The sequence below is a fragment of the Psychrobacter sp. NPDC078501 genome (assembly GCF_044900935.1).
Taxonomy (GTDB): domain Bacteria; phylum Pseudomonadota; class Gammaproteobacteria; order Pseudomonadales; family Moraxellaceae; genus Psychrobacter.
Genome location: NZ_JBJDOS010000001.1, coordinates 224262 through 243633, shown reverse-complemented (window position 1 = coordinate 243633; position 19372 = coordinate 224262). Strand labels below are relative to the sequence as shown.

Annotated in this window: 18 protein-coding genes; 12 read left to right on the top strand and 6 right to left on the bottom strand. The window is 44.0% G+C overall.

Annotation, left to right across the window (positions count from 1 at the left end):
• Positions 1-45 precede the first annotated feature (45 nt).
• The 3 genes from ACI2IW_RS00960 (at position 46) to ACI2IW_RS00950 (ending at position 2649) form a co-directional block, all read left to right on the top strand.
• Entirely contained in the window at positions 46-1074 is a 1029-nt protein-coding gene (locus ACI2IW_RS00960; protein ID WP_102090954.1) for a methionine synthase, read from the top strand.
• 130 nt (positions 1075-1204) lie between these two features.
• Positions 1205-1720 carry a flavin reductase gene (locus ACI2IW_RS00955; RefSeq protein ID WP_379544098.1) on the top strand — a complete coding sequence of 172 codons (516 nt, stop codon included), beginning with the start codon at positions 1205-1207 and terminating at the stop codon, positions 1718-1720.
• 113 nt (positions 1721-1833) lie between these two features.
• Complete coding sequence (locus ACI2IW_RS00950; protein ID WP_201579019.1) at positions 1834-2649, top strand: sulfite exporter TauE/SafE family protein; 816 nt, start codon at positions 1834-1836, stop codon at positions 2647-2649.
• Between the two features lie 147 nt (positions 2650-2796).
• On the opposite strand, the gene ACI2IW_RS00945 is transcribed toward ACI2IW_RS00950, so the two are convergent.
• The 3 genes from ACI2IW_RS00945 to lipB all read right to left on the bottom strand — a co-directional run bounded on the left by ACI2IW_RS00945 (position 2797) and on the right by lipB (position 4983).
• Entirely contained in the window at positions 2797-3261 is a 465-nt protein-coding gene (locus tag ACI2IW_RS00945; protein WP_404692337.1) for a hypothetical protein, read from the bottom strand.
• Positions 3262-3418: 157 nt separating this feature from the next.
• On the bottom strand, positions 3419-3949 hold the full coding sequence (locus tag ACI2IW_RS00940) for an inorganic diphosphatase (RefSeq protein WP_057759479.1): 531 nt from the start codon (positions 3947-3949) through the stop codon (positions 3419-3421).
• 194 nt (positions 3950-4143) lie between these two features.
• Positions 4144-4983, bottom strand: a complete 840-nt coding sequence (gene lipB / locus ACI2IW_RS00935) for a lipoyl(octanoyl) transferase LipB (protein WP_404692336.1) — start codon at positions 4981-4983, stop codon at positions 4144-4146.
• A 406-nt stretch (positions 4984-5389) separates the two neighbouring features.
• Here lipB and ACI2IW_RS00930 point away from each other — a divergent pair, with 406 nt between their 5' ends.
• From ACI2IW_RS00930 to pncB, 4 genes are all read left to right on the top strand, one after another.
• Entirely contained in the window at positions 5390-6874 is a 1485-nt protein-coding gene (locus tag ACI2IW_RS00930; RefSeq protein ID WP_404692335.1) for a coniferyl aldehyde dehydrogenase, read from the top strand.
• Positions 6875-7298: 424 nt separating this feature from the next.
• A complete protein-coding gene (locus ACI2IW_RS00925; RefSeq protein ID WP_404692334.1) occupies positions 7299-9227 on the top strand; it encodes a glycine betaine ABC transporter substrate-binding protein in 1929 nt (642 codons plus the stop codon).
• Positions 9228-9312: 85 nt separating this feature from the next.
• Positions 9313-10224 (top strand): ATP-binding cassette domain-containing protein, encoded by a 912-nt coding sequence (locus tag ACI2IW_RS00920; protein ID WP_404692333.1) that lies wholly within the window; start codon positions 9313-9315, stop codon positions 10222-10224.
• A gap of 266 nt (positions 10225-10490) precedes the next feature.
• Positions 10491-11717, top strand: a complete 1227-nt coding sequence (gene pncB / locus ACI2IW_RS00915) for a nicotinate phosphoribosyltransferase (protein WP_404692332.1) — start codon at positions 10491-10493, stop codon at positions 11715-11717.
• Between the two features lies 1 nt (position 11718).
• On the opposite strand, the gene xseB is transcribed toward pncB, so the two are convergent.
• The 3 genes from xseB to ACI2IW_RS00900 form a co-directional block, all read right to left on the bottom strand.
• On the bottom strand, positions 11719-11964 hold the full coding sequence (xseB, locus tag ACI2IW_RS00910) for an exodeoxyribonuclease VII small subunit (protein WP_075106096.1): 246 nt from the start codon (positions 11962-11964) through the stop codon (positions 11719-11721).
• A gap of 58 nt (positions 11965-12022) precedes the next feature.
• Positions 12023-13555: an exodeoxyribonuclease VII large subunit gene (gene xseA, locus ACI2IW_RS00905; RefSeq protein ID WP_404692331.1), complete on the bottom strand. Its 1533-nt coding sequence runs from the start codon at positions 13553-13555 to the stop codon at positions 12023-12025.
• Between the two features lie 370 nt (positions 13556-13925).
• On the bottom strand, positions 13926-14294 hold the full coding sequence (locus ACI2IW_RS00900) for a hypothetical protein (protein WP_102090963.1): 369 nt from the start codon (positions 14292-14294) through the stop codon (positions 13926-13928).
• 302 nt (positions 14295-14596) lie between these two features.
• Between ACI2IW_RS00900 and ACI2IW_RS00895 the strand changes: the two genes are divergently transcribed.
• From ACI2IW_RS00895 to ACI2IW_RS00875, 5 genes are all read left to right on the top strand, one after another.
• Positions 14597-15256, top strand: a complete 660-nt coding sequence (locus ACI2IW_RS00895) for an alpha/beta hydrolase (RefSeq protein ID WP_102077956.1) — start codon at positions 14597-14599, stop codon at positions 15254-15256.
• 133 nt (positions 15257-15389) lie between these two features.
• The gene (gene zapE, locus ACI2IW_RS00890) at positions 15390-16490 is read left to right on the top strand and encodes a cell division protein ZapE (protein ID WP_102077955.1); all 1101 of its coding nucleotides are present in this window, start codon (positions 15390-15392) and stop codon (positions 16488-16490) included.
• Between the two features lie 121 nt (positions 16491-16611).
• Positions 16612-17271 carry a nitroreductase gene (locus ACI2IW_RS00885; RefSeq protein WP_134292513.1) on the top strand — a complete coding sequence of 220 codons (660 nt, stop codon included), beginning with the start codon at positions 16612-16614 and terminating at the stop codon, positions 17269-17271.
• Between the two features lie 126 nt (positions 17272-17397).
• Positions 17398-18690: an NAD(P)H-dependent glycerol-3-phosphate dehydrogenase gene (locus tag ACI2IW_RS00880; RefSeq protein WP_134292514.1), complete on the top strand. Its 1293-nt coding sequence runs from the start codon at positions 17398-17400 to the stop codon at positions 18688-18690.
• A gap of 57 nt (positions 18691-18747) precedes the next feature.
• Positions 18748-19206: a histidine phosphatase family protein gene (locus ACI2IW_RS00875; protein ID WP_201606750.1), complete on the top strand. Its 459-nt coding sequence runs from the start codon at positions 18748-18750 to the stop codon at positions 19204-19206.
• The last annotated feature ends 166 nt before the right edge of the window (positions 19207-19372 follow it).

Here is a 19372-nt window from a genome sequence, read left to right as displayed (position 1 = left end):
ACTCATCAACATAATAAAAAATAAATTAATCAGAAGATAAATCGTATGAAACTACTATTACCGACGTCTACCGCTGGCAGCTTACCAAAACCTTCTTGGCTAGCAGAACCCGAGAAAATTTGGTCACCTTGGGCGTTAGAGGGCGAGCAGTTGCTTGAAGCCAAGCAAGATGCGCTACGTGTATCATTGCAAGAACAGCAGCATGCAGGGATTGATATTGTGAGTGATGGCGAGCAGACCCGTCAGCATTTTGTGACTACGTTCATCGAACACCTTGATGGTGTCGACTTTGAGAAGCGTGAGACGGTCAAAATCCGTAATCGTTATGATGCGAGCGTGCCCTCAGTTGTTGGTGCGGTGAGTCGCCCTAAGTCCGTGTTCGTTGATGATGCCAAGTTTTTACGTCAGCAAACCGATCAGCCAATCAAATGGGCGTTGCCAGGGCCGATGACGATGATTGATACGTTATATGACGGTCATTATAAAAGCCGTGAAAAATTGGCTTGGGAATTTGCTAAAATCCTGAACCAAGAAGCAAAAGAATTAGAGGCGGCTGGCGTTGATATTATCCAGTTTGATGAGCCTGCATTTAACGTATTCTTTGATGATGTGAACGACTGGGGTATTGCGACTTTAGAGCGCGCCATTGAAGGTCTAAAATGTGAGACAGCTGTGCATATTTGCTACGGTTATGGCATCAAAGCCAATACCGATTGGAAAAAGACACTGGGCTCAGAGTGGCGCGAATACGAAAAAGCGTTCCCTAAACTGCAACAGTCGAAAATCGATATTATCTCACTGGAGTGTCAAAACTCACGTGTACCTATGGATCTGATTGAGCTGATTCGTGGTAAAAAAGTGATGGTCGGTGCCATTGATGTGGCAACCAACACTATTGAGACACCAGAAGAAGTGGCAGATACGCTACGCAAAGCGCTACAATTTGTTGATGCTGATAAGCTGTATCCTGCGACCAACTGCGGCATGGCACCTTTGTCTCGCCAAGTCGCACGTGGTAAGCTCGCGGCATTAAGCGCTGGTGCTCAAATTGTTCGTCAAGAACTGACTGCTTAGAGTCTAGCCGTTTAGGAAATTCTATTTAGAGAATTTCCCTTACAAAACTAAAATTGAAGCACAATTTTTTAACGTTATTTTTTAACGTTATTTTTTAACGTTATTTTTAACGTTTCTCGGGATTGAAGCAATGATTAAAGATAGGATTGACGCGACCGACTTTAGAGATGCCATGTCTTTGCTAACGACTGCGGTCAATGTGGTGACCACAGCAGGTGCAACGGGCGTACATGGGTTTACAGCATCGGCAGTATGTAGTGTCACAGACACACCGCCGACCTTGCTTGTCTGTATGAATCAAACGTCTCGGTCACATGGCTACTTTCTGGAAAACAAGATTTTAACTGTCAATGTGTTAGGCGCGCAACATGAGCAGCTGTCCAATGCTTTTGCCTCTAAGCTGTGTTCAGAAGAACGGTTTGAATATGGTTCTTGGACACAATTACAAACAGGCGCTCCTGTATTGGAGGATGCCTTGGTCAGCTTTGATTGTGAGATTGAACAAATTCAAGAAGTTGGCACGCATAGCGTCTTTATGTGCCGCGTTGTCGCCATCAATCAGGCTGAGCCACAAGGCGGCACTGATGAAGGGTTGGTTTATTTTAATCGTGCCTATTCTAGAGTGGGGCAAGTAGAGCTTATTTAATCCAATACCTATTATCCAACACCTAAGCCTATGGGCTATTGCTCGTTCAATATTGAGCAGTCGTTTAACTATAATTATCATCTCATTAAATCTAAATAAGAAGTAACTATCCTGTGGAATTAATAACTTTTTTAATAATAGGGGCGCTAGCAGGATTTGCTGCAGGGCTATTTGGAGTAGGCGGTGGGACTATTATCGTACCACTGCTATTTATTGTCTTTACGCAAATGGGTTACAGTCCTGACAGTATTATGCACTTGGCCTTGGGTACTTCACTGGCAACCATTATTGTCACGTCCATAAGCTCGCTCATGGCGCACAACAAGAAAGGCGCAGTCATGTGGCCTGTCTTTAAAAATCTGACGCCAGGTTTAGCAATAGGCTGCTTTTTAGGAGCAGGAATTGCAGGACAGATATCTGGTTTATATCTTCAGTTGATTGTTGGTGTGTTTTTGCTTTGGGTCGCTTATAAAATGTTTATGGGTGGCAAAAAGAAAGCAAATAACGATGCTGGTAATGTCCATATAGCTTTGCCTTCAAAGCCTAAGCAGCTAGCAGCAGGGGCTGGTATTGGTATCGCTTCTGCTATTTTTGGGATTGGCGGTGGTAGCTTAACCGTACCTTATCTCACACGTTACGGTGTGGTTATGCAAAAAGCCGTTGGAACCTCAGCCGCATGTGGATTGCCTATCGCGATTGCAGGTGCGCTAGGGTTTATGTTCTTTGGCATGCAAGCGCAAGTCGATGTGCCCAATACGATTGGCTTTGTCCATATCTATGCTTTTTTAGGCATTAGCATCATGAGCTTTTTCACGGCCAAGCTAGGCGCAAAAGTCGCTCACGCATTATCGCCACAGTTGCTGAAAAAATGCTTTGCGGTACTGTTGACTGTCGTAGGCTGTTACTTTTTATATAAAGGGTTGCTATAAGTAGTTTTAGATTAGTGGACGCTGTGAAAGGATTCAAGGGCAGGTTTTCAATGAACTATTCGACTAGCTACATTCTTAAATTGTAGCTAGTCGGTATGTAGTTTTATAGGGAATATGTCGAGCCAGCTTCTTATTTAGCTAAATCACTTAACCAAATACTCGCCATAATATCCAAAATATTCCTATCATTAAGACAGCGATCACGAGCAATCGTTTTAGCCAATAAGGCAGTAGAGGTTTCTTGTAGCCTAAGTCATTCAACTGACTATCGACACCATCTTGTAGCCCCTTAAACCCTTGGCTCTGTTTGGTCGTTTTAACACGATTTTTTACCAATGGCCTAGGCTCGTCTTCCTCTTGCTCTCTATCAAAACTGATGGCTTGATTTGGAATGCCTTGTTTACTAGCGATGGTATTGAGCTTCTGTTGTTGCTTTACTTTCAGCTGGGTCTCATAAGCATCAATTCTACTTTTGGCTTCATCCATACTGATGTTTTCGTCTGCCGCCAAAGTTTTAATAGCCATTACTAGGTTGTTTTTTTCGACCATCATAATGACGTCTCTTGGCAACTTGGTATTGACCGGTTTTGCGCTAGGGTCGGGGTTAAACATGACTGTCCTTATTACGGCGTATAAGTGTGAATGAGTAATATGCTCATTATAACCATGTTAGATAAGCAATGTTCAAGCAAAAAAATACCGCGGCCACTATGGTGACTGCGGTATTTTACTATTTATCGTTATCGGCATTTTTGCCCATATTTGATAATTATAGATCTTTCCAGCGTTGGATAGACTCTTTGATAACTTCTTTCGCTTCTGCGACATCGCCCCAAGATTCAACAACCGTCGTACCAGCTTTTTTCAGGTCTTTGTAATGGCTGAAATGGAACTCTAACTGGTTGATCAACTGCTTTGGTAGGTCTTCTAAGCTGTTGTAAGCATTGCCTGTGTCACGGTCATCAGCAGGGACAACAACGATTTTGTCATCTACTTCGCCATCATCAACAAACTTCATCACACCGATGACTTTGGCTTTTAAGAAAATACCAGTCGGTAGTGGCTGCTCAGTCAATAGCAATACGTCAAGCTCATCGCCGTCTTCGTCAAGTGTTTGTGGGATGAAACCATAGTTACAAGGTTTAGCAAAAATCTGTGGGTCAATACGGTCAAGCTCAAATACTGCTAATTCGCGATTCCACTCAATTTTATGGCTGCTACCAGCTGGGATCTCTACTACTACGTTGATGATGCCGCCGTCTACGTCGCCTGCGTCCAAAATTTTGTTAAAATCTGCCATAAAATGCTCCAATTTGCTTTTGTTTTAAATGTTTGAATAAGGGGCTGAGCTAGGGATCCAGCAAGGATAGTTGCTGCGTCCGATTTGTACTGCATGCGATTATAGCAAGTTTGTACTGAATTTTCTCTTAATGCTTAAGTCTAAGCGTGCAAGATATTATGCAAAAAAAGATTATGCAAAAACGGACTCAAAATTTACTTGGGCGCGATAGCTCGCAACTCAATCAGCCCAGCATGACGCTTGGCGATGTTATCAATAAGTTTTTGAGTGACTGTCTCATAGCTGAATGAATCGCTCATTTGCTGCCCGGTTTGCGACTCTGGCTCTGTTTGCTCTGAATCTGTCTGCATGGCTACAAAATCAGACAATCGCAACATTTGCATGCCAGCATAGCCACAAGGGTTGATGGCGTTAAATGAGGACAGGTCACAATTTAAATTAATCGCAATACCATGGTAGCTAAAGCCATGCTTAATCTTAAAGCCTAGCGAGGCCATTTTGCCAAGCATAATCTTATTATCAAGAGAGTTATCATCTGTAGAGGTGCTGTCATCTGTTGCAGCAGTATCTGCGTATAGGTAGACACCAGGAGCGTCACGGCGCGCATGAGCACTGATATTGTTGCTATCAGATGGTGAGCTACGCAAACAGTCATTGATGACGTCTTCTATCGCTTGCTCAGCATGGGAGACAAGATTGCGCACACTCCATTTGAGGCTGTCCAAGTCAAACAACCAATATATAACCAGCTGCCCATGACCATGCCATGTCACTTGACCACCGCGATCGGTCTTGATGATAGGCGTGTCAGTACGCTGTAATATGTGCTCTTCTTTGCCTGCCTGTCCAAGCGTGTAGACATCGTTATGATCTACAATCCATAATTCATCAGGCGTACGCAGCCCTTGTTGTTTTTTTAGGTCGATACGTTCGAGGGTGCGTGCCAGCATCGCATCGAGAGTAGGGACATAATCGGCGGCTGATAGAGATTTGCTGACAAGCGTATCATTGAGGGGTTGTGTGTCATTTTGCATGAGAGTATCTGTCTTATTATTATCAAGTTTAAAATAAATAATGCTCATCGGTAGTGTAGCAGTTTTGGCGACTATCGCCCAAAGATATATACTGGCGCAATGTCTGTAAGTGGCGTAAATTCTAATAGAAAACAGCTAGCAATGGACGAAGAAGTAACTGGTATAGAACAGTGGTAAGTCACTTATAAAGGTACTGCTAGTACAGACGCAGTAGTCAACCAAAGGTGCTGTTCATTGCTCAGTCGATGCGCTACATTAAAGTGTGATGAATGGAATCTGATGAAATTTATAGTCAGAGTAGGTTATCAAAGAGTGCACCTGACTAGAAAGATAGAGCCTCTAACCCAATATAATGTAGTGACTACAAACCTTATGACTATTACTATGATTATAACAAGGAAGACAAATGACAGATAGCAACCAAAGCGCCCATGAGCAGGCAGTGACCGAGACAGGTTTTGCGCTGCAGCGTGTGCCTGAAGCCCTAAGTACGGCGACGACTATCGATGAGATGAAAGCGCAATTTTCACGCTTGCAAATGTTAAGCCGCACCCAGCCAATCAACGATTGGGGCACTCGTACGACGCAGCTAGACAATCTAGAAGTGATGCTTAGCGACAACCAAGAGAGTTTTGCAAAGGCGATTAGTGCAGATTTTGGCTATCGTAGCCAGTCAGAGACGCAGTTTGCTGAGTTATTTCCTAGCTTTACCGGTATTAGCCACGCCAAAAAACACGGCAAAAAATGGATGAAAGCACATCGTGCGCCTATTTCAGCGCTATATATGCCAGCCCATAATGAAATCCAGCCTCAGCCATTGGGTGTGGTCGGTATCATGGTGCCTTGGAACTATCCGTTATTTTTAGCAATTGGCCCGATGATTGATGCAATCACCGCAGGTAACCGCATTATGGTCAAGATGAGTGAAGCTGCGCCGCAATTTGCTCAGACGTTTGCTGACGCCATTGCTCGTTATTTTTCGCCAGATATGATCTGTGTGGTACTCGGTGAAGTCGAGATTGCTGCCACCTTTAGTGAGCTACCATTTGATCACCTACTATATACTGGATCGACTGCGGTGGGCAAAAAGGTCATGGCTGCTGCTGCGCCAAATCTAACGCCAGTGACGCTTGAGCTTGGTGGTAAATCACCAGTGATCGTACTAGATGATGCCAATCTAGAGTCTGTCGTCAATCGAGTGATGATGGGTAAGACACTAAATGCTGGACAGACGTGTATTGCGCCAGATTATGTCTTGATTCAGCGCCAATACCATGACCAGTTTATCGAACTCGCAAAAGAGTGGATGACCAAGCATTATCCTGATATCGAAGAAAACCCAGATTACTCTCGCATTATTAATGGTGAGCAGTTTAAACGGGTAAAAGGCTATCTAGATGCGCTAACAGGTGGCGAGGTACATGCGTTAACTGGCGCCGAACCCAATATAGAAACCCGTCTAATGCCGCCAGTCATCGTCAGCGAGCCTGCGCCTGACAGCGACCTCATGCAAAACGAGATTTTTGCTCCGATATTGCCGCTGATGCATTATGAGACGCTTGATGATGCCATTTACTTTGTAAACTCGCGTCCACGTCCATTGGCGCTATATGTGTTTAGTGACAACTACAGCAGTATCGAAAACGTACGTAATAATACGGTCTCAGGTGGCTTATGTATCAACGAAGTTTTGATACATGTGGCTCAGCATGATTTGCCGTTTGGTGGTGTGGGTGACTCTGGTACTGGCGCATACCATGGTAAGGCCGGCTTTGAACGCCTCAGCCATATGAAGCCGATTTTTGTCCAAACCAAGCTCAATGGCCTGAATTTATTATTGCCGCCTTATGGTGGACTGTTTAAAAAGGCGATGGCGCTTTTTTTGAAATAACTGTTCTTGAAATAACAGTCTTTAAAATAACAATTCTTGAATTAGACATTTTATAGTAGCTATAGAAATTAATAGTGACCTTTTTTAATCGATTCCATAACCAATAGCACCTATCCAGATAGGTGCTATTTTTTTGTCTAAAATATGACTTCTCGAATATAGATTTCTCAAATTAAGAGCGACTTGTCATAAGAGCTTTATCAAAATTATCGTAAATTTATCTAATGCGTTAATCGACAAATAAGCGTTTGTCATCACTTCTATAAATCGCTACACTTTGTAGTAAGTCTAAACAACAGTAGATAGTAGCTCAATGGTCTAGAGCCAGCATTGGTAAACTTGATATAGCGAAGTTTAGCTGTTTTTTAGTTCTATTGTTTTGATAGTGGTTTCATGCCGATACAACATAATAATAGGAAAGAGTATGCGCCAATGGATTGCATTAAGCTTACTTTGGATGAGCGCGTTACTACTGCCTGTATCGGCGTCAGCGGCGTGTGAATCACCGATCAAATTTGGGGCGCTAACCTGGGAGAGTGGGCAGTTTACCTCTGGCGTACTCAGACATATCGTAGAAGATGGATACGGTTGTACGGTAGAAGAAGTGCCAGGAGCAGGGCCTGCACTTGATACAGCGCTCTCACAGAATGACATTCAGGTCATCGGGGAGCAGTGGGTTGGTCGCTCGCCAATCATGGAAAAAGCCATTGAGCAGAATAAAGTGGCTATCATCGGCGATACGCTAAAAGGCGGTGCAACTCAAGGCTGGTATGTCCCAAGATATGTATTGGAAGAGAACCCAGGACTTCGCAGCTATCAAGATTTGCCTAAATATACTGAGCTATTTAAAGACCATGAAGATCCTGGTAAATCTCGCTTTATGAACTGCCCCTCTGGTTGGACGTGTGAGATTTTTAACACACGTTTGCTAAAAACCACCGGTCTAGACAGTCTTTTTAACAACGCACACCCTGGTACAGGTGCTGCTCTCGATGCCGAAATTGCCTCCGCTTTTGAACAGCATAAGCCACTGTTATTTTACTACTGGCAACCCACTGGGCTAATGGCAAAATATGACCTTGCGCCATTAGAGTTTCCAGCTTATGAGGATGCTTGTTGGCAAAATCTTTTGCTCGCTGATGGTAAGATGGATTGCGTGTCAGGATTCCCAGTATCACCGTTAGGTATAGCCGTTTCTACCCCGTTTGTCGAATCCAATCCCGAACTAGCAGCTGTCTTTGAAAAGGTGCAATTTACCTCTGATGAGCTAAACGGTGCTATCTTGGAGATGAGCGAAAGTAAACGCACTGGCGATGAGCAAGCCATGGTGTTTTTGCGTGACAACCCAGAGGTTTGGCAAGCATGGTTATCCGATGAGGCTGCTACCAATCTCGCTACCAAGTTAGGCCTTAGCTCAACGGGTGCTATCTCTACCGGTACAACTGCATCTAGTATCAATGCGTCAGCGCTCGCCTCAAGCTTTCCTGCATGGTCGCTTGAGATCCCACTTAATAATGCTTTAGCAAACGTCGTCCAAAACTATGGCGATGTATTCCGTACTATTAGCACGATGGCGCTTACTTATCTGCTACTACCTATTGAGCGATTATTAACGGTTATCCCGCCTTGGCTGATTATTGCATTTGTAACTGTGCTTGGGTGGTTTGGTGTTCGCAAGATTTGGTTCGCGCTGGCATGTGGTGCAGGGTTGTTTTTGATTGGCGCTTTTGGATTATGGGGCGCACTGATCGATACTTTAGCACTGCTTATCGTATCGGTACTGGTCACGGTGGTAATTGGTATTCCTATTGGTATCGCTATGTCAGGTAGCAAACTACTACGCAAGATAGTGACGCCAGTGCTAGATATCATGCAGACGATGCCGAGTTTCGTATATCTCATACCAGTGCTGATGCTGTTTGGTATTGGTAAAGTGCCTGCGTTATTCGCGACCGTGATTTATGCGTTGCCGCCCTTGATTCGTCTGACGACGTTAGGGATTACACAAGTCAATCATGAAATGGTCGAAGCAGGACGCTCCTTTGGTAGTACGCATTTACAGCTACTTCTCTGGATTAAATTGCCACAAGCGTTGCCTAGTATTATGGCAGGTATCAATCAGGCTGTGATGATGTCACTTGCCATGGTGGTATTGGCCTCAATGATTGGTGCTCCTGGGCTGGGTGAAGATGTATTGCAATCTATCCAAACGCTCAATATCGGTCAGGGTCTACAAGCAGGTACGGCCATCGTTATCGTTGCTATTATCATTGACCGTATTACGCAAGCATTTGGTCAAGGTAAGCGTACCCGTCAAAAAACCATCGAAGCAGGCAGACGTCCGATTGGATAAAAAGTCGTCTAGTGGCATACGACTGAACCTATGGTAATCGACCGAAGCCATAATGATAAAAACCACATGAATAGTGAGAGCACCGATGAATCATATCCAATTAAAAAATATCAGTAAGATTTATAATGCCAGTAGCACGCAAGCACAGTCTGCATTGGCATTGCTGGCTGAGGGTATGGATAGCATCAAAGTAAAAGAGCAAACGGGCTATTCAGTTGGTCTGTATGATATCAATCTAGATATCAAGGCAGGCGAGTTGCATTGCATCATGGGTCTGTCAGGCTCAGGAAAATCAACGCTGATACGCCATATTAACCGCTTGATCGATCCAACCAATGGTAAGATATGGGTAGATACTGCTCTGAATAGAGAACATGCGACTCACACAACAGCTGATAGGCAATCAGCGACAGATAATGTAAGTACGGTAGTAGAAGAAAGCTCTGCTACAGCTATTAATATTTTAGCGCTCAACGATAAGCAGTTGCAGCATTATCGTCAGCAGACAGTCAGTATGGTTTTTCAGCATTTCGGCTTAGTGCCGCACATGACGGTCATACAAAATGTTGCTTATGGTCTGCGTGTCCGAAAGATGAGCGCAAACGAGCGACATGAAACGGCTCGACATTGGCTTAATGAAGTCGGTCTATCAAATTTGGAAAATAGCTACCCTGACGAGTTGTCAGGGGGTATGCAGCAGCGCGTCGGGCTAGCTCGTGCTTTAGCGACGGATAATCCAATTTTGCTAATGGATGAAGCGTTCTCTGCGCTTGATCCGCTCATTCGCGCTCAACTGCAAGACCAATTACTCGAATTGCAAGAGCGATTGAACAAAACCATTGTATTTATTACCCATGATATTGATGAAGCTGTCAAAGTAGGTCAGCGTATCAGTATGCTAAATGGTGGTCGACTCATACAAACGGGGACGCCAAACGAGTTGCGGCATAATCCTGCTGATGATTATGTGGAGCAGTTTATGAGTGCGAAAGCGTAAGCCGTGTTAACCATCCATGAATAGGTTGTCTGGATAGACTTATACGATATTTTTATGAATGGTCTGAGTAATTGTTTTATTGGAATTTTACTGTTCTTTTTCGGCAATCAAAAGTGAACTCTGAAATAAATACCAAACTTCGTTATACTGAACGGTTTATCGATGGCTCATAATGAATGAGCGTGTATTGTTTATCGTCCACATATGATGTCGCTTTGTCTATCAAATGACGTTTGTTTCTTATTTTGCACTTTTAAGGCCATAGCATGACCGTTTCTTATGCACCTATTATTACTTCATTGCTTGATAATGATTTGTACAAATTTACGATGTTACAAGCCATGCTGCATCAGTTTCCGCAAACCCATGGTGTTTATCGCTTTCGCTGTCGTAATAACAAAGATGCAGCCTATCCGTTGGCTGATATCCAAAAAGATCTAGAGCAGCAACTAGACAGCTTATGCGAATTGCGCTTTTTGCCAGATGAGCTAGAGTACTTACGTAGCTTACGCTTTATTCGCTCAGATTTCGTTGATTATCTAGAATTATTTAAGCTAAAACGCCGCTTTATTACGGTAAGTACAGACGATAAAGGTCGCCTGTTTATCGATATCGAAGGGCCGATGATTCAAGCGATGTTCTTTGAAGTATTTGTACTGGCTATTGTCAATGAGCTGTATTTCAATACGCTATCTAATGACAGCGTGATAGAAGAAGGGCAACGTCGCCTCGATGCAAAAGTAGCGCTATTACATCAGTATGCCGATGCGCAAACTCAGTACGGTCAGGATACACCGCCATTTATCGTCGCTGATTTTGGCACGCGTAGACGCTTTAGTCGACGCTGGCAAGCACATGTAGTGGAGACGCTACATAAAGCCGAGCCAAAGATAGTCGGTGGTACATCTAACGTGTATTTGGCCAAGCAGTTAGGAATGACGCCGATAGGCACGATGGCGCATGAGTTTATGCAGGCGTTTCAGGCATTAGATGTGCGTCTGCGTGACTCACAAAAGGCTGCGCTTGAAGCGTGGGTGCATGAGTATCGTGGCGACTTAGGTATTGCATTGACAGATGTAGTCGGCATGGATGCGTTCTTACGTGACTTTGATTTGTATTTTGCTAAGCTATTCGACGGTCTGCGTCATGATAGCGGTGACCCTTACATCTGGGGCGATAAGGCGATTGCCCATTATGAGAAGCTAAAGATAGACCCAAAAACTAAAATTCTAACTTTTAGCGATGGGTTGGATTTAGAGAAGGCGTGGGAGCTGCATCAATACTTTAAAGGTCGCATTAGAACCAGTTTCGGCATCGGCACCAATTTGACCAATGATATGGGCATTACACCGATTAATATCGTGCTCAAGTTGGTAGAGTGCAATGGTCAGCCAGTCGCCAAGCTGTCTGACAGCCCAGGCAAGACCATGATCAATAACGACACGTATCTTGCCTATCTGCGCCAAGTCTTTGAGGTTGATGAGCCTGAATAAACTAACTATCCGTGCTGCTAGTAGGTTTTTCTTCGGCAAAGGCCGCATCTAGTGCTTGCTGTACAGCATTGATACGAGTCTCGCAAACACGATAAGCGGCAATAGACTCTTCAACCGTTGTCATTAGATTGTCAATATCAGGCTCATCCTGTTGCTGTAGTTCAGCCGCATTGGTTTTTAAAATATCGTAAGCCGCCTTAAAGGTTTTTGGGGCGGCTTTTTTGCGTCGGCGAGTAGGGGTAGTCATAAAATTTCCTAATTTTTAAAGGTAAGTCGGTGAATAATCGTTAGATATTATTATGTGGTTAAGTTAGAGCGCCTGAGGTTTCCGTCGCTTCTTTATCCATAGTGACATCGATAATCTGCGCTTTTGCGTTGCCATCTTTTAAAATGATATTAACGGTTTGCTCAGGATACAGTTGGGTACTACTAGTGAGAGTCTGCTTGTTTTGAGCATCCGTGAGCATGGTGTAGCCCTGCTTGAGCACGCGAGAGGGGCGATGTAATAGCACGATGTCACGTAGATGTTCGCTATCGCGCTGTGCTTGCACAATTTGCTGCTGCGCGTTCTGCATGATTGACTTTTGATGATTTCTGCTATTGGTAGCGGCTTTTGCGAGCTTTTGATGCGCTAAGGTTTGCGTTTGTGTGTATCGCTCAGCTGTCAGTCTGATTGCTTGTTTTACTTGGCGCTGGGCACTTTGTTGAATACTGCGCCATGCATAATCACTGTCTTTTCGTAGAGCGGTGAGTTGCCCAATCGTTTGCGACTGCATTTGGCTTAACTGGCGTGCGGTTTGTTGTTCAGCAGTATTCAATTGACGCTGAGCCGCTTGCTTGATTTGCGCCTGATAGTGCAGCGTCTGAGTGACGAGCTGGGCTAAATGGCTATAGATAGCAGCAATTACTTTTGAAGGTGTATCAAAACTGGTATGTGCCACTTCATCTAAGATGACTTTGTCACGCTCATGACCGATGCCCACCCAGACAGGGACGGGCTGCTCAGCAACCAGAGCGGCCAACTCATAATCATTGAGATAAGCCAAATCACCAACCGCACCGCCGCCGCGAATGATGACTAGTAAGTCTGGTAGACGCTGATAAGTATCGTAAAACTGCTGCTGGGCGCTAACGATGGCTTGGCGGATTTCAGCGGGCGCATGATTGCCCTGAAAAGTCGCATTATGGTAGTGGAACTGACACGCACCTGTACTGGCTAAGCGATCGGCATCTGCTTGAAAATCGCCTAAACCAGCCGCCTTTTCAGGAGCGATGACCAGTACATGCTCAATATCAAAAGGGGCAGGTAGCTGTTGATTAAGATGTAATAGCCCTTCACCTGTTAGGCGGTCAACCATTTCTGCATATTGCCGTGCCAAGTCGCCTAGCGTATAGCTGGGGTCGATATCTTCAATCGTGATTGAAAAGCCGTACTGGGCATGAAACCCTGCCGATACTTTAAGGAGTACGGTCAAATCACGCTCAAGCGGCATGCCAGTCGCACGTTCAAACTTAGCTAATACACGAGCAGCTTTAAAGCGCCAGAGATTGCCACGGCAGCTGGCGACTACTTTGCCATCGTCGTCTTTTTCTGCCAGTTCAAAGTAGTAATGACCACCTTTACTCGACAGATTACGGATTTCAGCTTTTACCCAGACACGGTGGTCAAAAGTTTGTTTGATGACCATCTCAACTGCTGATAAATAATCACTTAGGCGTAGGACGGTATCCTCTAGATGGTCTTCCTGCTCAGCGAGTTCCGCCTCTAGAGTGGCCAAATCTTTGGCAGGTGCTAATACTTTGGCCTGTTTAATATTTGAAAGATTGGGTTTGCGCATAATATTAGACCAAAGATAATGAAAATATAAAGACTGACGAGGATGTGCTGAATACGATAGCGGATAGTTTAACTTAAAAAGGAGAGTACAAAAAGCGAAGCCAACAAGCTTTGATTGATATATTATCTATATCGCAGTTTGTTGGCTGTTGAATCAGAGAAGAATTGTATGTCACTTAATGTTAGCGGTTAGATCATAAACCTGTTTGCGTCTAAAAGAGATTGTCGTGTAGAGAAAAATAGATAGATATTTTTAGCTAGATATAGTCGGTCCAAGATAATTCAGATACAAGGAAGGCAAGCGAAAGTGCTACAAAGAGTAGACTGAGTGAGCCTGACACTGTATCTGATTTATATGGTATTGACGATATTTATTGGCAACGGAAGTTAATGGTGTATTCGTAATCATCGCTACGTGACAAATCTGGTGTGCCCGTGCCAAATATCGAGCCAACGACAGCACCTACTTGGCCAACCATACGACCAGTACGCTCGTTTAAGATACCATTATATTTTACGTTGTCATCAACGATAATCACTTGCTTGCTTCGACAAGTTTTTTGAGCACTATCAATTGCGTTTTGTTGTGCTTTGACCTTGGTATCAGCGATACCTGTTGTCTCATAGATAGAGTTGGCACGCTGAATCACGGGTGAAGAAGGCGTACTCTGACAGGCGCTTAAAGCAAGTGCAGCCACTAACGTTGCCGTCAAACTGGCAGTTTTATTAAAAGTATTCATAAATAATTCCTGATTTATATAAGCAGAACGTCTTAGCTATAGGCAAAGCTTTATGAATGTAGCTTATCTAGATATTACCTGTCTAGACAGTTATTGTGTGCTGTATTACCGGTATATTGCCGATGAACCTTGCCCTAGATATAAATCAATTTAATATCTTAAGAACAGCAATATTCCAAAACGGCAGACAACCGTTATTGACCAAAAATAAAACAAGTCGCATCCGTACACAGCAAATCACTTGAAATATAAATTGTATCTAGGATAATTGAGCCATTCATTTTTTATTAATAAGTAATACTATGCAATTAATTCCTGCTCCTGCTGGCGTGCTCGAGGTTGACGCACTGTGGCAAAATGACAATCCTAATGATCCAAATACAGACACGGTGGCGCTGCTGTGCCATCCTAATCCGTTGTTTGATGGTACGATGAATAACAAAGTGGTCACCACTATGTATCGCTTTGCCCGTGACAACGGTATGCATGTGGTGCGCTTTAACTTTCGCGGCGTTGGTCAATCGACAGGCGAGCATGATTACGCGGAAGGTGAAGTGGTCGATGCAATGACCGTGCTACAATGGATTGCTGAACAAACCAATGCTCGAAAGCTATGGCTAGGTGGTTTTTCTTTTGGTGGCTATGTCACAGCACGCGTGGCTGAACAAGTGCTTGAGGCCGCACATATATGGGGGCTGGGTGACTTTGAAGTGACGAAAATTGCCCTTATCGCACCATCAGTCGAAAAAAACGACAGTACTGATATTAGTTTGCCTGCGGATAGAACTTTTGAGATTTATGGTAATGCGGATGAGGTGATTGAACCTGATAATATGCAGGAATTTGCAGACCGATTAGGCATTGAAGTCAGCGTGGTCGATGGCGCGGGTCATTTCTTCCATGGTCGCTTATCAGAGCTCAAAGGTTTATTAGACAAGCATAGCTTTGGGCAGAATAGCTAATTTATTTGTTACCTAGCTCAGCTTCATAGTTTTCGTTTTGATATGGTTTAGCATGGCTTGCTTGCTAGCACCAGCGTTATGCTAAATTATCTTATTATTTTGATATTTATTTAATCCAACGATGAGTCGTATTATGAGTTTATCTCCATTGCAACGTTACGAGAAAGCCGTCAGTACAGATGAGTTTACTCGGGATGAGCAGCAATTTCAGGCCATGAGCTATCTTGATGAGATATACCATCAGCTCATCAATAGTGCACCGCAAAAAAAAGGTTTTTTTGGCTTTTTAAAATCCAAACCTGCCGCACCAACGGGTCTTTATATGTGGGGCGGTGTTGGCCGCGGTAAAACGTGGATGATGGATATGTTTTATGACTCGTTGACCATCGAGCGCAAGATGCGTCTGCATTTCCATCATTTTATGCAGCGTGTCCATAGAGAGCTTAACAAACTACAAGGTGAGAGCGATCCACTCGAAAAAGTCGCTGATATTATTTATAAAGAAGCGGTTATCATCTGTTTTGATGAGTTTTTTGTTTCTAATGTCTCTGATGCCATGATATTAGGCGATTTGTTCACTATGCTGTTCAATCGCGGTATAACTTTGGTTGCTACCTCAAACATTGAGCCAGCTGGATTGTATAAAGATGGCTTACATCGTGACCGTTTTATGCCTGCCATTGCGGAAGTTGAGCGTCATACGACGGTAATGAATATCGACTCGGGAATTGATTATCGTCTGCGCGTATTGCAACAAGCTGAGCTATACGAAGCGCCACTTACTAAGGCGAACTATCATTGGTTAGCCAACCGTTTTGCGAGCTTGTCGAATAATCAGAAAATCAGTAAAGAGCCCATTACTATCAATGGACGAGAAGTAAAAATCAACGCTTGTACCGAAGATATCCTATTCTGTGACTTCCGTCATCTCTGTATGGCGCCGCGATCAGCCGCTGATTTTATTGAGCTTGCCAAACGATTTAGTACTGTTTTAGTTGACTCCGTGCCAGCGCTAGATGACGACTTGCGTGATCCAACGCGCCGTTTCATTTATCTCGTCGATGAATTTTATGATCGCCGTGTAAAACTATTGGTACGGGCAGAGCAGCCGATTCTAGACTTGTACCAAGGAGAAAAATTGGCGTTTGAGATTGAACGTACTCGCTCACGTCTGCTTGAGATGCAGTCAGAGGACTATCTACGCATGGACCACCGAGTCGAAGATGTTGCGTAGTTTATCGCTGAGTTGAGACTGCCTATGTGTAGCTCTCAACTGCTCTATAGCGGTTAAAAAATAAGAAAGTGATATTATAAATAATAAGTAGTGATAGATAATAATAAATAAGGATAAAACAATGACTACATCTGATAATGAAAGCCAAGAAATAGAAGACAAAAAACTGTCCGTGAAGAACGTAGCAGCGAATGATATCTCATCTACCAGTGACGAGCTGATAGGTTGGATCAATTCAAGACGCAGTATGGGCAATCTAGATGAGCCAGCACCAACGCGTGCGCAGATTGAATCTGCCATTGAATGTGCGGCAACTGCGCCAGATCATAAAAAATTGCGTCCGTGGCGCTTCATCGTGACGCAAGGTAAGGCACGCCATGAATTAGGCCGTGCCTTGCTCGAAGCTGCCCAAGCAAAAGCGCTACAAGATGGCGAAGAGTTGTCTGAAAAGACCATCACTAAAACTAAAAATATGCCGCTGCGAGCGCCGCTGATCATAACGGCTGTGACTCAAATGCAAGAACACAAAAAAGTGCCACCTTTTGAGCAGATGCTCAGTGCGGGTGCTGCTGTACAAAATCTAATCTTGGCATTAAAAGCTCAAGGATTTAGTACGGTTTGGCGCACTGGGCTGCTATGTAATGAGCCTGCGGTAAAAGCGTATTTCGGTGTAGGCGCAGATGATTATGTGACCGCTTTTGTTTATACTGGCACAAGCCCCAAGGATGAGTCCAAACGCAAACCTATTGATATCGAATCGCTAGTTCGCTTCGAGTCGTAATGTAGCTCAGTACTGTCTATTAATAAGATTATAATTTCACAAAGTTGTAATTTAAAGATAATGAGGCCAGTAGCTGAGCACGATAGATTCTATTGATAATACGTCAGTCAACACGGATAAAAGAACATGACAAGCCCTAACAATAGTAATAAAAACAACAGCAGTGCTAATAATGAAACGGACAAAGAGTCGTCTGAAAAGCAGAACGGTATGCTTGCAGGTATTTTTGAGCGGGCAACCAAGTCAAGTCTCGGCCGTAAAAAGTCAAATCCTAGTCCTGTTGAATCAGCTGTGGCAAAGGATATGGCTGACATTCATAGTAATCCAACCAAGCTGCGTTTGGCGTTTTTAGGTGGTGGTAGCTTTGGTACGGCAATGGCAAATTTAGCTGCACGTAATGGCTGTGATACCACGCTGTGGGTACGTAATAAGCGTACGGTAAAAGCGATGGCGAAAACACAGACCAATAAAAAGTATCTACCAGGCTATAAGCTTGATGATCGACTGAAATACAGCCATGATTTGGCGGCAAGCGTCAAAGACAAAGACATTATTTTTATTGCTGTGCCAGGTTTGGCCTTTCGTGAAACGCTAAAAAACATCGCGCCTTTTATCAGCGGTCAGTCTATTGTATCGTTGACTAAAGGTATGGAAAAAGACACCTTTGCGATGATGAGTGATATCATCAAAGAAGTGTTGCCAGAAGTGAACTTTGGCGTTATGTCAGGGCCGAACCTCGCTATAGAAATCATGAAAAATATGCCGTCTGCTACGGTTATCGCAAGTGAGTCGGAACCGTTGCGTCATGCCGTGCAAGCAGCATTGCACAGTGCTTTCTTTAGAGTATTTGCTAGTGATGATATACGCGGCGTCGAGCTTGGCGGCGCGCTAAAAAACATCTACGCAATTGCCATGGGTATGGCGGCAGCTTATGAAGTAGGTGAGAATACGAAGGCGATGATTCTTACTCGTGCTTTGGCAGAAATGAGTCGTTTTGGTGTTGAAGAAGGCGCCAATCCGCTCACTTTCTTGGGCTTATCTGGCGTAGGCGATTTATATGCTACTTGTAGCTCAGAGCTAAGTCGTAACTATCGTATCGGTAATATGCTCGGTCGTGGTATGAGCATTGATGCCGCGGTCAAAAAGCTTGGCCAAACTGCTGAAGGGGTAAATACCATTCAGCAAGTACATGAAAAGGCGACCAAAGCGGGTATCTATATGCCAATTACCCATGCGCTCTATGCAGTCATTTATGAAGACAAGGCCGCTCTAGGCGTTGCGCTACATCTGATGGAAGCTGGGTTCCGTAGCGATGTTGAGTTTGTCATGGCGCATGATCATAGCAATGCTGCACTTACCGCTCATATGAAAACCTCTGGTAGCAATAGCAAAAGCAAAGATGGCGATGCTGATAAGTAAGACACACCATTAAAAATCAGTATTAAGAAAGTCGAACTCAGCGCTCCAAGGAAGGTTATGAAAATTATATTAGTACGTCATGGTCAAGCAGAAGACGAGACACGTCCAGATAGTGCACGTCAGCTGACGGACTTTGGTCAGCAGCAGGCAGCACAAACGGCAGAGTATGTGACTACTCACTATCGTCCAGATCGTTTTGTGGTTAGCCCTTATACGAGAGCGCAGCAGACTTTATCTGCGTTCCAGTCACGAGCACCGCAAGCCGCCTCATCTGTGCAAGACAATATCACGCCCTCGGATGACGCTCGCCAAGCTTTGATAGATATTGCCAATATTGAAGCTGAGTGTTTGGTCGTTGTTTGTCATATGTCTATCGTCGCCTATATCGCGGGATTGCTGACAGGTGATTATCCTGAGTCATTTTCTCTAGCGGAAGCCAGAGTGTTTGATATGGAGTTTGTGATGACTGGCATGGCAACGGAAGTTGATCGTTTTGTTCCTGACCAGCCTTATTAGACTAGACATTCTAATATTTTGCTTAGAAACGATTTGCTAGAGCAGAATTGATTAGATATGACGGATTTAAAATGGTATTGGCGAGAAGCATGCCAGTTATTAATCATATAAAATCATCCAGCTGTTTCAAAAACCGCATCAATCATTAACAATATTTTGATAACCG